General features: G+C 45.2%; 9 protein-coding genes. 4 read left to right on the top strand and 5 right to left on the bottom strand.

Going from position 1 to position 16,003, the window contains the following annotated elements; genetic code table 11:
• Positions 1-1,371, bottom strand: a 1,371-nt coding sequence (locus QUB56_RS00715; protein ID WP_332952299.1) for a calcium-binding protein, incomplete at its 3' end; no start/stop codon positions are given.
• Between the two features lie 101 nt (positions 1,372-1,472).
• Between QUB56_RS00715 and QUB56_RS00710 the strand changes: the two genes are divergently transcribed.
• Positions 1,473-1,634, top strand: coding sequence for a hypothetical protein (locus tag QUB56_RS00710; RefSeq protein ID WP_332952297.1), 162 nt, complete (start codon positions 1,473-1,475; stop codon positions 1,632-1,634).
• A gap of 378 nt (positions 1,635-2,012) precedes the next feature.
• Here QUB56_RS00710 and QUB56_RS00705 read toward each other — a convergent pair whose 3' ends face one another.
• A complete protein-coding gene (locus QUB56_RS00705) occupies positions 2,013-7,457 on the bottom strand; it encodes an AAA family ATPase (protein WP_332952296.1) in 5,445 nt (1,814 codons plus the stop codon).
• Between the two features lie 166 nt (positions 7,458-7,623).
• Entirely contained in the window at positions 7,624-8,610 is a 987-nt protein-coding gene (locus QUB56_RS00700) for an AEC family transporter (protein ID WP_332952295.1), read from the bottom strand.
• Positions 8,611-8,952: 342 nt separating this feature from the next.
• On the opposite strand from QUB56_RS00700, the gene QUB56_RS00695 reads away from it, so the two are divergent.
• Positions 8,953-11,484, top strand: a complete 2,532-nt coding sequence (locus QUB56_RS00695) for a VWA domain-containing protein (protein WP_332952294.1) — start codon at positions 8,953-8,955, stop codon at positions 11,482-11,484.
• A 50-nt stretch (positions 11,485-11,534) separates the two neighbouring features.
• On the opposite strand, the gene QUB56_RS00690 is transcribed toward QUB56_RS00695, so the two are convergent.
• Both QUB56_RS00690 and QUB56_RS00685 read right to left on the bottom strand, forming a co-directional pair.
• A complete protein-coding gene (locus QUB56_RS00690) occupies positions 11,535-13,187 on the bottom strand; it encodes an ApeA N-terminal domain 1-containing protein (RefSeq protein WP_332952293.1) in 1,653 nt (550 codons plus the stop codon).
• A gap of 201 nt (positions 13,188-13,388) precedes the next feature.
• Complete coding sequence (locus QUB56_RS00685) at positions 13,389-13,532, bottom strand: hypothetical protein (protein ID WP_332952291.1); 144 nt, start codon at positions 13,530-13,532, stop codon at positions 13,389-13,391.
• A 636-nt stretch (positions 13,533-14,168) separates the two neighbouring features.
• Here QUB56_RS00685 and QUB56_RS00680 point away from each other — a divergent pair.
• Both QUB56_RS00680 and QUB56_RS00675 read left to right on the top strand, forming a co-directional pair.
• A complete protein-coding gene (locus QUB56_RS00680; RefSeq protein WP_332952290.1) occupies positions 14,169-15,014 on the top strand; it encodes a 2Fe-2S iron-sulfur cluster-binding protein in 846 nt (281 codons plus the stop codon).
• Positions 15,001-15,993, top strand: a complete 993-nt coding sequence (locus QUB56_RS00675; protein ID WP_332952288.1) for a xanthine dehydrogenase family protein subunit M — start codon at positions 15,001-15,003, stop codon at positions 15,991-15,993. Before QUB56_RS00680 ends, QUB56_RS00675 begins: the two co-directional genes overlap by 14 nt.
• Positions 15,994-16,003: the final 10 nt, after the last annotated feature.

The following is a 16,003-nucleotide window of genomic DNA, read 5'->3' as shown; positions in this document are numbered from 1 at the left end:
CGGAGTTGGAGTCGGAGTTGGAGTCGGAGTCGGAGTTGGAGTCGGAGTCGGAGTCGGAGTTGGAGTCGGAGTTGGAGTCGGAGTTGGAGTCGGAGTTGGAGTCGGAGTCGGAGTTGGAGTCGGAGTTGGAGCCGGAGTTGGAGCCGGAGTTGGAGCCGGAGTTGGAGTCGGAGTCAGAGCTCTAGTTGTAGTTGTAACTGTGGTTGTAACTGTAGTCGTAGTTGGTCTGGGGGTACCCGTCCCAGTCACACTGATAAAATCAGTGGGATCGATCAGCGCCGCCGGAGTGTCGGTCAAAATTGCTAAAAGCTTGCCGTCGATCGTAATTACTGTATCCCTGACATTTGCACCGTTACCTTGGCTAACTACCAGTTGAGCGAAAGATAAATTGCTCGGCAGTCCAAAGAAATCCTCTGTGTCATTGTAATCAGTAATTAAAGCCACACTGCCAGGTCCGGATCCCAATCCAAAGACATCGCTGCCGCTGCCGCCCGTCAGAGTATCCGAGCCCTCGCCTCCGATCAGAGAATCATTACCCTCTGCCCCAAATAAATTGTCATTGCCGAAACTGCCCAAAATTGTATCGTCGCCGATACCTCCGGCCAAGGAATCATCGCCAAGACCACCGTCGAGACCATCATTAGCTTTGCCGCCAAACAGGAAGTCATTACCTTCATCTCCCAGTACCGAGTCGTCGCCTTCATCGCCGCGAAGGGTATCGGAACCGCTGCCGCCAAAAGCTGTATCGTTAGCCTTGCCGCCGAATATCTGGTCATTACCTGCGTCTCCGAAGAGCGAATCGTTGTCGGCATTGCCGTACAAAGTGTCGTCGCCCTCCTCGGCGGTCAAATAATCGTTGCCGCCACCGCCCAACATTTGATCCCTGCCGCTGCCGCCGTTGAGAGAATCGTTCCCCAAATCCCCGTAGAGAAAGTCGTCATCAGCATTCCCGAACACGGAATCGTCGCCGTCAGCCCCTGTGAGCGTGTCGTTGCCAGTACCGCCGGCAATCACATCCGAGCCTGCGTTGCCAAAAACTAAGTCGTCCCCAGCGTCTCCCAACACGCTGTCTATCCCGTCGTTGCCTTCGAGGATGTCGTTGCCCAAACCGCCGCGGATCGAGTCGTCGCCGTTCCCGCCGAGAGCAAAATCGCGGCCTTGGTTGCCAATGAGTTCGTCATTTCCTTCACCGCCAACCAGCGAATCTGCTCCGTCAGCTCCAAGAAGCTGGTCGTTGCCGGCGTCGCCCTCTAGGGTGTCATCTGCTCCCGCACCCAGGAGCGTGTCATCGCCATCTAAGGCGCGAATTCGATCGCTCAGGGGAGTTCCTAGAATAAAGTCGTTGTTGTCTGTGCCGATCGGGTTTGCCATAGGGAATACACCGGTCCTCTATAAAATAAATTGTTTGGAATTATGTTAATCACCTTTGTGACAAGGGATTGCTGCTTGCCTAGGTTAGCATAGTTGAGATTTTGGTAATCTGGTCTTGGGCGCGCTTCGTTTTGCCCCTGTCCGGAGTGGCGATCGGGGCTGGTATAATGCCCGATCGGCAATCTAATTTAGTTATTATGGATTTTTTCAAATACAAATTAGTCGATCGGACTCAAGGAACTCAAACTAGACAAACGAAATGATGAAGAAGGAAAAATGAATAACCTTTTTCCTTCTTGCTCCTCCTCAAACTTTTACTTCAGATACCAAATTTAAAAAAGAATGCAACTGTAGGCCAGATCCAAATCATGATAGTCATCTGTCATATCAATTTAGTTATTAGTCATTAGTCATTAGTCATTAGTTATTAGTCATTAGTCATTAGTTATTAGTTATTAGTTATTAGTTATTAGTTATTAGTTATTAGTTATTAGTCATTAGTCATTAGTTATTAGTCATTAGTTATTAGTCATTAGTTATTAGTCAGCAGTCAGCAGTCAGCAGTCAGCAGTCAACCGTCAACCGTCATCAGTCAACAGTCAACAGTCAACAGTCAACAGTCAACAGTCAACAGTCAACTTTTATCCGTCAACCGGTAACACTATCTCAAATTCCGTTCCTTGCCCCAAGGTAGAATTGACATGAATTGTTCCGCCGTGGGTTTCGACTACTATCTGGCGGGCGATCGCCAATCCTAACCCGGTACCTTTTCCTACTGCCTTCGTTGTGAACAGATGGTCAAAAATCCGCTCTTTCACGGCTTCAGTCATGCCTGCACCGTTATCAGCAATCTGAATTTTGATGTGCCGATCGCCCGACAGACTGGTACGAACTGTGATACAGTGTGGATTTGCTTTAATTGCCTCGAAACTGCGTCCTTGGTTTGATTCTTCTAGGGCATCGATCGCGTTAGCAAGCAGGTTCATAAAGACTTGGTTCAGTTGGCCGGGAAAGCATTCGATTTCCGGGAGATTGCCGTAGTCTGTGACGACTTCGATCGCGGGATGGTGTTCGTTGGCTTTCAGCCGGTGTTTCAAAATTAAGATGGTGCTGTCAATGCCCTCATGGATATTAAAGCGAACTTTGTAGTCTTTATCGGCTCTGGAGAAGGTGCGGAGGCTGGTGCTAATGCCGCGAATGCGATCGCACCCCACTTTCATCGACAACAGCATCTTTGGCAAATCTTCTAAGGCATACTCTAAATCAATATTCTCTGCATCTTCTTCAATTTCCTCCCCTGGATTTGGCAGTTTTTCTTGATATAATTTTAAGTGGGAAATCAGATCTTTGATCGTGGTGGTTGCTTCCTCAATATTGCCGCTAATAAAGCCGACAGGATTATTAATTTCGTGGGCAACTCCCGCTACTAAATTGCCCAAGGTGGACATTTTTTCGCTTTGCACGATCTGTAACTGTGCTTGCTGCAGAGCGAGGAGCGATCGCTCTAATTCTTGTGCATAAGCTTGAGATTGTTGGTACAAGCGGGCATTTTCTATAGAGATAGCCGCTTGGGCGCACAAAAGTTGGATGACTTCAGTGCGATCTTGTGTAAATGCACCAATTGTCAAGTTATTTTCTAGATAGAGCAAGCCGATTAATTTACCCTGATTTAAAATTGGCGCGCACAGCACACTTTTGGGCTTTTCCTGCATTAAATACGGATCGGCAATAAAATCGCTTTGTACTGCTGCATTATCCAAAACCACAGTTTCCCAAGTCCGCTTAACATAGTTGACCACAGCAGCGGGAACCTCGTCGCTGCCTGACAGCGGTACAGATATTGAGATGGCATCTCGATGGAAGGAGGCCACAGCTTCGATCGCGAGATTCTCATCCTTAAGCAACAGCAGAACAGCTTTTTTTGCCCCGGCATTTTCCATCACCACACACATCAGTGCAGCCAGTAATTTTTCTAATTGAATTTCACTCGATAGAGTTTGGGAGGCTTTGAGAATAGTCGCAAAATCGAGGGCTTCGTAAATATTGTTGCTGCTAGATAGACTTGTTTGGAAATTTGGATGTAAAACTGATGATTTATTGATTGTGGGGAGGCGAGTTTCGCTGATTCCAAAACGATTTTCTATTGCCTGCAAAATGGAAGCAAGAAGTTGGGGATAGCGTTTTTCTAAGTCATCGATTTTGACTTGGGCACCCCAGCTAGCATAACAATAGTAGGCTTCTTGCATATAAGCTTGCGCCACTTTTTCTTTGCCCCAGTCGAGGTAGAATTTAGCTGCTAATTCGTTAGCGAGGGCTTCTTCTTGGATGTATTTGTTTTCTTGCGCTCCAGAAATGGCGCGATCGTACATTTCAATAGCTTCTGCCCTCTGTCTGGCAACTCGGTATTTCTCTGCTTCTACCAACTGCCACTTATGCAAATAATTCATGGGGGCGTGTTGTGCCCAATGCTGCAACTTCCTTTGATTTTCCTGAACTCGTTGCCGCTGCGTTTCTAACTCAGTCTCGGACTCAGGAGTGGCAAGGGCTATGAGTGAGTCATAGAAATATAAACCAGCTTCGGAAGTAGTTCCTCCACTTCCCGCTATATACTGTCTTGCTCGATCGACATCGACGGAGGCCCCAGCAATGTCTCCCAGCAGGAATCTCAACGTCGCCCTGTACAGATAGAAGCTGCAGAGTCGGTACAAATCGTTAGTGGCCAGCGACTGAGAAACCAGCTTCTCCTCATAGCGTTCCTCTTCAAAGGAAATCTCAAACTTGTTTGGATTACCCAATAAAAACAGCGTTGTTTCCCAATAAATCGAACAATAATTTGCCGTCGCTAGTTGGTTGAGGTCGAGTAATTGCTGGCGGTATGCCCGAATTTGGGGCTCAAGTTCTGCCAAAGGTTGACCGCACCAGTAGGAATTTAGACAAAATCCATGCCCATTATGCCCGACAAACTCTAGATTGCCTGTTTCTAATCCGGCTTGATAGCCTGCTTGAATAATGGGGAGGGTCTCCCGCAAATGCGATTTGCGATGGTACAAACAGAGTCCGATCATAGCAAAAGCTGCAGAACGAATATTTTTGGCCTCCGCGCTACTGCCAAGACGATAAGCTAATCGGCAAAACCGATCGGCTACCGTCGCATCTTGTAGAAAGTTGTTGAGAAAATTGCCATAACAACTATAGCTATAAGCTGAACCACAACTGTTGCCATATTGGATAGATAAATTTACCTGTAAGGCTGTCACCAGCGCCAACAAAGACGAACCAACCAGATAACAAGCTGCCGCCATACTTGCCGCCACTTGCATCGCGGCCAGCTTTTGGGTATCCACCATCGCTGGCAGATCGAATAACTCTTCAATGGGTCGATCGCCGATCGAGCAATTAATTTCCTGCACTGCTTGCTGAATATCTTCTAATGTAGGGCGATCGGGCAATTCTACTCCTAATTCTTTGAGACTCAACAAACCGATAGCAATTGCTTCTAAAAACTTGTTCTGGGACGATAATGCGTGAATTTTGACGATGTAAACGCTCACTCGCTCTAGGGGAGTTCTGGTATGATGAATCACACTGTCAATCAACCGATCCATCTGGTCAAATTCGCCACAGAGGGAAGCCACTTCTGCTGCTATGTCGTGCAAGTTCAAGGTCATCTCGTACTGTCGTTGCCAAGCGCTCTCTCCCAGCAAATTTAGCCCGATCGCAGCATACTCGCGAGCAGCTTGATAAGCAGTAGCGGCTCTGGCTTTGCGGCAAGCTATGAGGTTGAGTTGTGCCAAACCATCGCGTTCTGTTTGGTCTTCAATCAGCGCAATACCATAATTCAACTGATTGACAACTGAAAAAATTTGCTCTTCTATAGCTGCGGGTGAAATTTGCTGGCTCAGCAATTGTCCGATCTGATAGTGAGCACGGGATCGCTCTTGTTCGGGAATTAAAGAATAGGCAGCTTGCTGAACGCGATCGTGCAAAAACTTGTAATTCACCACCTCGGAATTTTCGGTTTCCTCCCGTCTTTCTCGCCCCATATAAAACTTGTAGATTTCACTTTCAGGCAGGATTAACCCCTCTTGCAAAGCCTTCCACAAATCTGCGGCCGTTTCCGTTTCCAATTGCTGGGATACAACTGCCAAAGTCCCCAAATCAAACTGATTCCCCACACAAGCAGCCAACTTCAACACATTCTGAGTCCCTGGCGGCAATTTTTGCAACTGTAACGCCATAAACTCGACCACATCATCCGTCAGCGCTGCCTCCCGAACTCGCACAATATCGCACTGCCAATAACCAGCAACCCGGTCAAACTCAATCAGCCCATCCTGATGCAGTGCTTTGAGAAACTGCGTTGCAAAAAAGGGATTTCCTTGGGTTTTTTGTGCAACCAAATCAGCCAAAGGTCTTGCCCAATATGGATCGCAATTGAGCGTACCAGCAACCAAATGATTTAGACTTTCTGAACTCAACGGTTCCAGCGTCAGAGTATTCACCGTCGCCCCAGCTTTTACCATTGCATCCAGTGTCAGCATCAACGGATGTGCTGCAAATACTTCATTATCTCGGTAGGCACCAATTACTAATAAATAGCCGGTTGCTGACTCGGCAACCAGCAGTTGCATTAACCGCAGCGAGGCGGAATCAGCCCACTGCAAGTCATCCAAAAACATCACCAGGGGATGTTCTGGTTTGGTGAACACGTAAATAAAATTTTGAAACAGCAAATTAAACCGATTTTGGGCCGCCGTTCCTGATAATTCTAGTGGGGGCGGTTGTGGCCCAATAATTCTTTCTAGTTCTGGGATTACTTCAATAATAACTTGTCCGTTATCGCCCACTGCTTGCAATATTTGAGTTTGCCAATTTTTCAACTGCTGGTCGGTTGCGCTCAACAATTGTCCCATTAAATCTCGGAATGCTTGGACAAAAGCTGAGAAGGGAATGTGGCGGTTAAATTGGTCGAATTTGCCTTTGATGAAATAGCCGCGCTGGCGGGCAATTGGTTTGTGAACTTCATTAACAATTGCAGTTTTCCCAATCCCAGAAAAACCCGCGACTAACATTAATTCACAGCCTCCACCCTGTTCTGATAGCTGCTGGGAAAAAACTGCTACTCGATCGAATGCTGCCAGTAATTCGGCAACTTCGGTTTCGCGACCGTAGAGTTTTTCGGGTATGAGGAAGCGATCGCCCACATCCCTCTGCGCGATCGTAAAACTCTCTATCCTACCCTTTTCTTCCAGTTGCTGCAAACAAAATTCTAAATCGAATTTCAGTCCCAAGGCACTCTGATAGCGGTCTTCGGCATTCTTTGCCATTAATTTGCTGACAATCTCCGAGAGTACGGGCGGGATTTCGGGATTGATTTCATGCAGTGATGGCGGTTGCTTGGCAATATGACAGTGTACCAATTCCATCGCATCGTTGGCTTGAAATGGCAATTGTCCCGCCAGCAATCCGTAAAAAGTCACCCCCAAAGAGTAAAAGTCTGTTCGGTAGTCAATCCCCCGATTCATCCTTCCCGTTTGTTCGGGAGACAAATAGCCGAGTGTGCCTTCGAGCACGTTAGGATTCTTCAGGGTTTGAGTTTCCCTGGGCAGCAAGGATGCAATACTAAAGTCAATGAGTTTGACGTGTTTTGTATGCGGATTAATTAAAATATTGGCGGGTTTAATGTCTTTGTGAATGATGCGGTGGCGGTAGAGTATATCTAATGTATCACTCAGGTCGATCGCCATTTGCAAAAACTCGCTCAGAGTCGGTGCAGTTTCCCGTTGTTCCATCCATTCATTCAGAGGAATTCCCCCAAAGTCTTCCATTACCAGCGCATAGCTGTTTTGGTAGGGTTCCAAACTGTAGGTTTCGACGATACCGGGCAAGTTGAGGTTTTTGGCGATCGTGTACTGATTGCGAAATTGTACCAGTTCGCTGAAGCTGGGATGCTTACTCCGCAAGACTTTGATGGCTACAAGCTGTTTGTCTGCAGTGCGGAAAGCTCGATAAACTAGGGTGCGAGTTCCTGAGTAAAGGCGATCGAGAGTTTGATAACCTGTCAATGTGAAATTTCTACTTGGCATACTCTTGTTATTCACGTTATCTGCGGCTTATTTTCCTAGCAGAAGCCCCTACGATTTCCAAGCCCCCTGAGTGTTATTTTTAATCAATATAACATAGAGAGCTCAATATTTGTGATCCAGATCACTGAATTAAGCAGCGTTTTAAAATGAGCAATTATTATTTTTGTTAAAAATTAAATAGCCTGATCCATAGGGGAATAGTGAATAATAAACTAACGCAGCCGATGCCGATCGCAGTTACGGCTAATTCGCGATCGAGATTGAAAGCTTCGGCCAACAATGTAGTACCAAAAGCAGGAGGCATCGCCATTTGCAGCACTAGCACAAGTCGCGGCGCGCCCGCGATACCCAAAAACGTTAATCCCGTGCCAATTACCAAGGGAACTAACAGCATCTTAATCGCAAGACTTGCCAAAACTTGTTTGAGGTTGTGCAAGGAATTCAACTTGCTCAACTGCATCCCGATCGTAATTAAAGCTAAAGTAATGACAATCCAAGCGCCTGTGGTTAACAATTGTGCGATTTGTGGCGACAGCGGCAAGCGGCGCGAGACAAACCCTATACCCAAAGCCCACAATGCCGGATTCTGAAAAATTGCCCGCAGGGGACTTAACCAACTCTGAGGGCTCACGCTTTTACCGCAGTGAGAAGCAATAGCAACTCCCAGTATATTGATTCCCATCGTAGTGCCTAGCAAGTCGTAAAACAACGCCCAGGCAAAGTGTTCGGAGCCTAATAAGGACAAGGTGACGGGAATGCCTAAAAAACCCGTATTACCCACCATCGTTGCCAATAAGAAGCTGCCTTGAGTGGGCAAACTCCAAGCGCTGGTGTGTTGCGGGCTATTTTGGGCGATCGCATTAAGAGTCTTGAAACGTTCCTCGCCCACACCGAAATTTATCAAAATCCCAGCGATTCCTGCACCTGCTAGAATTGCCGCCCAAGCTATCAGCGGCGCTATCCAAATAGGACCCGACAAATTGGCGCTGCGGATAAAAGCAACAATGCTTAATGGCGTGCCGATGAAGAAAAGAAACTTGGCTAAATATGTAGAATAGCTTCTCGGTAGCTGGCGACCGAGAAAAAATCCCAACGCCACCCATCCGATCAGATTTAGATAAAGTTTGAGCAGCGGATTTTCTAAATAAACCATGATTGATATCATTTCCGGTTACACCGGAATGATGTTGACGGTTGACTGTTGACGGTTGACTGTTGACGCCGTGAACAGTCAACCGTCAACAGTGAACTCGAATTTACTATTCCGATGCTAACGGATTTGATATGACTAAATATTTACTAAACGACTTACGCAGATCCACTACTTTTACCAAAAAAGCCCACCTTTAGCCTAGCGCCGCAGTTTTCCCTGGCACCGCAGCGCTAAATATTAATGTTTATTCAGCCTCGCAGATAATTTTCCACACAGGCCTTGACATCCACAGAAGCGCGTGTAATGATGGAGTTGAGGAAAAAATCAACATAGGTGAAAACTATGGCACGGCAAGCGAAACAATCATCTCAAGCCAAAAGTTCCAGCAGCCAAGCAGCCTCCAATACTCGCACCAAGTTTACCCTCTACAATTTTGCCGGAAACGCCAAGGCATTCTATCTAGTCGATCGCGTTAATTTAGAAAGAAAGCCCGGCGATATCCCAGAAAAATCCGTCGCTCACAGCATCATCATCATCGACCGTTCCGGCTCAATGTATTATGACTTAAAACCGCTGAAAGAAACCCTAATCAAGCTTTTGACCTTAGACGAATACAACAATTACCAGCTAATTGTCAGCCTGATTTCCTATGCTGACAAGGGGGACGTAATTTGTCACTTCCAGCGAATTCCCATTCAAGAAGTGCTGAAGCTTGACTCTCCATACATCAAAGAAATTCAAAAAATTCACACGGCTGGCTGTACCTGCATATCGCAGTCGATGCAACTCGCTAAATCTCTGGTGAAAGCGGGAGAAATGACAGCGATCAATTTGCACACAGACGGCTATGCAAATGACCCAAGTGCCAATTCGGAAGCTGCAAAGCTAGGTGAAATTTGCGAAGAACTAAAAGACATGGATGTGTTTGCCAACACGATATCCTATGCCTCTGCTGACTTCAAACTTCTCTCCAAAATCGCCAATACATTATCGGGAAATTGCATCCGCGCTGGCGAAGTTAAAATGGTTTACGATGCTCTTTACGACAGCACAAAACTTTTAGGCAGTTCCGTTGCACCTGCGCTGGAAGAACCGTTAATTAAGGAATACGATTATCAAGTTTTTGTTTCCAAAAGCGGCAAGAAAATCAACGGTTCATCGAGCACTCTGAAAATCTGCGGGCTGAAAGCAGAGGATCGGGGACTGTTTTACAAATATCAGAAAATCGCCAAAGATGAGTATGACAAACTAGATGTTCCTGTTGCTCAAACTGATGAGTCGGTGTTTGCTTTTGCGAAAGCTAACCTGGCTGACGGCAATTTAAATACGGCTAAGTATGCGCTGGCGAGCACCTTCGACGCTACTTTGACCGAAAAACACGCGAAAGCTTTGACAAATGCCCAAATAGCGGAGTTTACGGAAGATTTGGAACAGGCTGTTTTTGCGCCTGAGGTGTTGAAAAATCATGAAATTGGCGATCGGGTAAAAGTCAGCGAGAAAATTTCCCTGCTGGAGTTGATCGAGATATTGGAGGAAAACAGCAACAGCATCATCATTAACTTGAAACACTTGCAAGAAAATTATCAGCGAAAAGGTTTGAAGCGAATTGAGGGAAAGCGAGACGAAAACGGCAACCTTGTCAAGCCTTGGCTGAAAACTGAATTCTTAGATGGTGGCGAATACGTGCAAATGGGTTCCTTTGCCATCAATCAAAATACCGCTACCATCAATATGCTGATTACCCGAAAAGCTAAGCTGGTAAAAGTTGAGGATGGAACTTTAATCGCAGAAGTGGCGGGAATTCTAGTTACAGACCTCAATACTTTCAACAATTATACCATTGTCAGCGACGGCGAAGTTAATATTAAGTCGCTGCGAACCAAAATCAGCAGCAAACCAGTGTTTGATTTGCTCAAAAAATGCGGTGTCCTAGAAAAAGACGGTTCGCCCGTGCAAGAATTTGATTTCCGTTCAGAGTACGATATAAAGTTAGATATTTTGCCCCTCGTGCCTTTTGACGGGCGTTACGGCAGCCTTGACGGAGTGTTTGAGGAACTCGCAGAAATCAAAATTCTCTCTAGCATTCTCTCGGCTCATTTGAAGGAGGAATCTGAGGCGTACACTGCGGAACAATTGGAAGAGTTGAAACAGCATTATCTGTCAAAAAACCTTTACATCAACTTTCCGACGACGACGGAATACACAGATTTAAAAAGTGCGATCGCCAACGGTTCAGTAGATTCGCGAGTCAGCTACAAAATCGACATCGGCAGCAAAAACATCCTCAACTTCGGCAAATTGCACTCGGCCAACAAATTTCTCGATCGCCTTTATGAAGTTTACCACAAAAACACGGGCGAAAAGCTAGCAAAACCGACATTTGACATCACGTTAGACGAGCCCGTTGTCTTCGCACACAAAACGCTGTCATCCCGCACAAAAATTACCAAAGTTGACGACTTGATGAAACTGATTTTCGATGAGTTTTTGGGGTTGGAGGATAACGGAATTGTTAGCGCTACTTTAGCCAAAGTGGGTGCAGATAGTTTGCTGCGCCTTTTGCAAGCGAAATGGCAGGAAGAAGATGTCAAGCGAGAGGAGTTTGTCGCTGCTTTAGCTAATGCAAACGAGCGACTGGAAGCTTATACTGAAAAAGTGTACAGGGAAAAAGTTTCACCGCTGGTTTTCTATATCGGTTCTACCGGACTTATCCCGGATGAAATGGAGGCAAAAGCGGCGACTGCTGAGGAAATTAATTCTAAATACGGCAACTTGCAATTTTCTAAAGATGAGCAAGAGGGGATGTTTTTTGAAGTCGGCGACTGCATTATTAGCGTGTATGCTAAGAATGAGTATTTCACGGTAGGGAAGTAGGAATTAGGGTGGGCATTATTTGCCCACCTTGGTTAAATATGGGTGATTTATCAGAGGAGATGGCGTGAACGAGTCAACGCCTTAATCTTTGATGAATCAAGTCCTAGTGATTTTAGTAAACAAATGTCCAGAATGATTTTGAGCTTACGTATTAAATTTTCTAATTCCTTACCAGATACTATATGTTTACTTTTTTTCTTCGACTTTGAATCAGAACTAGGATGAGTTAAAAAACCTCTTGTTTCTCTAACTTGTTTGATGAAATTTTCTTTGTCATTATTTGATATAAAAAAATTATCAGGTAAGCAACTAGAAAAATTATTTTCCGAATAGTATATTAAGTGAAAATAAGCATAACGCAATAAACTAGCATAACGCAATAAACTACATGACATTGATTCTAGTGTCAATTTTAAAAAATATATTTTCCATAATATACTTCCATCATCCAAAAAATCTTCTAGCCTTTCTTTTAAAGAGTATTCATTCCAATATTCTGTTTTACTTAGTAAAGAGTCATAATAAGCTTCATCAATATCATATTTTTTTAGTTCTGAATAAAATGTCTCTTTTAGCTTTTCTTCAATTTTTTTGAATGTGTCATTATCACAATAATTTCCTTCACAATAAATTCTATGAAACCCTTCAATTGCTTGAGCTAGATCCAAAAATAAGTCATTCTTATAGCGAACAGGAATATAGTATAACCCCAAGTAGATTTCAATAATTGATGATATTTTTTCTCTAATATTTTGCCAATTATTTAAAACTGTTGCTGAGCTTTCTCTAATGTCTGTAAATTTGAACAAAATTAAACTAGCATTAAAAGATACTTTATTAATCAAAGGAGAAGTAACTTTATAGAAAATATTAATCGGAAACGCCCTTTGTCTTTCAGTTTGAATTACCCTCGACTCTCCATTAAAAAGCTGAGTTTCAAATTCTTGATTGTTAGCAATAATGGTTGTTTCAATTTTAAATGGTAGAATAATTTGTCCACAACCAAAAGTTAAAAACTCCTGTATTAAATCCACAATATCTAAAAAAAACTTTAAATTTTTAGGGCTGTCAGGTTTAATTAGAATCTTTTTTTGTTCTTTTATGCAAATTTCACTTCTATCCCATTGCCGTCCCAAAGTTGCAAATAGATTTATTGACTGAACATATTGTGGGTTTAAAAAAGGTATATCAATAATAGTAATAGAGCAATCATTTATTTTGCCTATCTCAATTGGTTCATTAACTTTTTGGTTAAGAATGATTCCTTGGTAAGTATCTGCTTGGTTATGATGCGGAATACAACCAATTTCAATATTGGGCAAATTCACCCATTTTTCTAAGTAATCGTATTGAACAATTATGTGTTGAAATTCGATTTCATTTAAAAAAGATGAAAAATGATAACCTTTTAATATGAACTCAGGATATAATTCACTGGTGGGATATCCAGTTTTAAATTCATTTTTTAGGTAAGAATTACAAAGCGTTACTTCTTCAAAACTGCCGGAGTCATCTATTAGATAACCATGTACAATAGGATATTTAATATCGCTTTCTAATTTTTCTTGGAGATCAAGTTCTCTCAATTCTCCAACTAAATTTAGTCTGGGTCCCTGATCGGGTGAAAATACTAATGTACCAGTTATTTGTCTATCTGGACTTCCGGGAAGAAACCATATTCCATTTTTTTCAAAACTTTCCATAGCCTTTAATCTTCTATAAAAATTTTCATTTCCTCAGCCATCATTCCATATAGATGAGCCAGGCGCTCATTTATATGGGAGATGTTTACCCTCAGTTATTATTTTCTCGTAGTATCTCACTCTATACTGCTTTAGTGGATTACTCTTCAACATCTCTTAACACTTCAGCACTAAAGCACGCTACCCCGCAGTTTACCGGGTTCATCCTATCTCAAAAATTGGATATGTCTGATTAGTTACGCTCACAAAAATAATATTATTTTCCTTGCGAATTTCTACCTCTTCAATTCCCTTGAGAAAATCCTTGGGAATGACTACACCTTGTTCTGTTACTTTAACTTTCATCAGCTTTGCTCAATTCAGTTACCTTCTCAATAATATTGAAGTCTAAACTATGTTGAACCCGCAATCTCCCTAGCAGCTTCTCGCAGCCGCTCCATATCGCGCATCGGTGGTCTACCAAAGAGTCGCTTGTACTCTCGTAGGATTGTACAACAATCTTAGACGATCGTTCTATTGCTTGGCATTGAGGATTCTTAGAATTAAGCTAAAGCAATGAAAAACAATTTCGGCTTCTTATAAGCATTCTGGATTATTATACAAGAGTCAACTCAGTTTTGATTGGGCAAGAGATTCGCCTACTGACAACCAAAAGGGCATCAAGGCGAACCTTGCTGCTTAAAAAATTCATCCCGATTGATAGAGCCGGCGCTAAGTGCTCGCTCTCTACAATTGGGGTAGCCAAAGGAATTCAGACGGTCAGGAACCTCAGCTATCAGGCATGAGGCTTGAAGGAGAAATCTAACAAGCCGTTCCCCTAGGGCCGAGCGTCTTAATTGACTCGGTTTTTTGAGTTTCCAGAACAAAGGACGCCCGATCGAAGGGGCCCAAGCGCCTGCGGTGGGTGCAGAGCGTTAGAAGAGGCGGCGCGAAAAACAAACACTTGTCCAGGGATTGTTTGAGAATTTTGCAAGGAGAAGCATGGACGATAATCAAGAACGGAAAGATTTCAGTTCAACCGAGAGCGATTCGCAGCTCAGCGCGGACGAAGAAACACTGCTCGACCAACTCGGTATTGTCGGCGCTGCTCGCCGCAAATTCTTCGGGCAAAGCATGGCTGCCCTACTCGGCACCTTCGCCTTCCACCTGCTGGCTAAAGAGGAGGCCTTTGCCACGCTCGCCGCAGAGCCCGACGCCGTATTCGCCCAGGCCCCTGCAGTTGAAAACGCCGTTAAGGTTCTTTTGAAAATCAACGGCTCCACCCAACGCCTGGAAGTGGATTCGCGCACCGCGCTGCTCGACGCCCTGCGCGAAACACTTGGATTGACCGGCACCAAAAAAGGATGCGATCAAGGACAGTGCGGCGCTTGTACGGTGATCGTTGACGGGCGCCGCGTGCTTTCTTGTCTGACACTTGCCGCTAGCTGCGAGGGGAAAGAGGTGACGACGATCGAAGGTATCGCTGACGGCGACAATCTTCATCCGATGCAGGCGGCGTTCATCAAACACGACGGCTTCCAGTGCGGCTACTGCACTCCGGGGCAGATATGTTCGGCGGTGGCGCTGCTGCAGGAAGCCAAAAACGGCGACGCGAGTCACGTCACTGACAATTTGGGGACGATCGCCCAGAATGTAGCACTCTCTGATGAAGAAATCAGAGAACGCATGAGCGGCAATATTTGCCGTTGCGGCGCGTATCCGGGAATAGTTGCGGCAATCAGAGAAGTTCATTCCGGGCGCGAAACAGCCCATACCTGGCATTTGGCGAGCGATGAAGAAATTGCCGCTGCATTAAACGAGGAGGGCAAAGCCGATGCAACCGTTTAAATATTCCAGCGCCACCGATGCGGCAAGCGCCGTGGGCACGGTTTCCGCTAATCAAACGGCAAAGTTTCTCGCAGGCGGGACAAATTTGATTGATTTGATGAAAGAATACGTCGAGCGTCCCAGCGAACTTGTTGACATCTCAGGTTTGAATCTGGCGGAAATTCGATCGACCTCGAACGGAATTTCGATCGGCGCCTTAGCCAAAAATACCGACACGGCCAACCATCCCCTCGTCCGGCAAAATTACCCGCTGCTGTCAATGGCGATTTTAGCCGGCGCCTCCGCCCAGCTTCGCAATATGGCGACCAACGGGGGAAATTTAATGCAGCGCACCCGTTGCCAGTATTTTTACGACATCGCTATGCCCTGCAACAAACGCGAACCGGGCAGCGGATGCGGAGCGCTTCAGGGGCTCAATCGCATTCATGCCATTTTGGGCTACAGCGACCAATGCGTGGCGACTTACCCGGGCGATATGGCGAATGCGCTTTATGCGCTGGACGCGGTAGTCAGGATTCGCGGCACTTCCGGGCAAGAACGCACAATCCCAGTCCAGGATTTTCATCGCTTGCCGGGCAACACGCCTGAAAAAGATAACAATCTTCAGCATGGGGAATTGATCGTCGCGATCGAAATGCCGAAGAATAACTTCGCCAACAAGTCTTATTACCTAAAAGTTCGCGATCGGGCTTCCTATGCTTTTGCACTGCTTGCCGTGGCTGCTGCTTTAGAAACAAACGGCAACACCATCAAACAGGCACGCGTTGTTTTGGGCAGCGTCGCGCATAAACCTTGGCGTTCGCCCGAAGCCGAAAGAGTTCTGATGGGAAAACCTGCGACGGAAAAAACTTTTGAGGCTGCTGCCGAAGCGGCTCTGAAAGATGCCAAACCCCTTGAACATAACGGTTATAAAGTCGAACTCGGAAAACGCGCCATTGTTCTGGCTTTGCAGAAAGCGATGACGAGCAGCGCTACGTAACTAGGGAGGA

It is taken from the genome of Microcoleus sp. AR_TQ3_B6 (assembly GCF_036702785.1).
Taxonomy (GTDB): Bacteria; Cyanobacteriota; Cyanobacteriia; order Cyanobacteriales; family Microcoleaceae; genus Microcoleus.
This window is presented reverse-complemented; position numbering and strand designations above follow the sequence as displayed.

Coding starts and splice junctions, on each gene's coding strand:
- QUB56_RS00705 (WP_332952296.1), bottom strand. CDS start 7,457: ATGCCAAGTAGAAATTTCACATTGACAGGTTATCAAACTCTCGATCGC.
- QUB56_RS00700 (WP_332952295.1), bottom strand. CDS start 8,610: ATGGTTTATTTAGAAAATCCGCTGCTCAAACTTTATCTAAATCTGATC.
- QUB56_RS00695 (WP_332952294.1), top strand. CDS start 8,953: ATGGCACGGCAAGCGAAACAATCATCTCAAGCCAAAAGTTCCAGCAGC.
- QUB56_RS00690 (WP_332952293.1), bottom strand. CDS start 13,187: ATGGAAAGTTTTGAAAAAAATGGAATATGGTTTCTTCCCGGAAGTCCA.
- QUB56_RS00685 (WP_332952291.1), bottom strand. CDS start 13,532: ATGAAAGTTAAAGTAACAGAACAAGGTGTAGTCATTCCCAAGGATTTT.
- QUB56_RS00680 (WP_332952290.1), top strand. CDS start 14,169: ATGGACGATAATCAAGAACGGAAAGATTTCAGTTCAACCGAGAGCGAT.
- QUB56_RS00675 (WP_332952288.1), top strand. CDS start 15,001: ATGCAACCGTTTAAATATTCCAGCGCCACCGATGCGGCAAGCGCCGTG.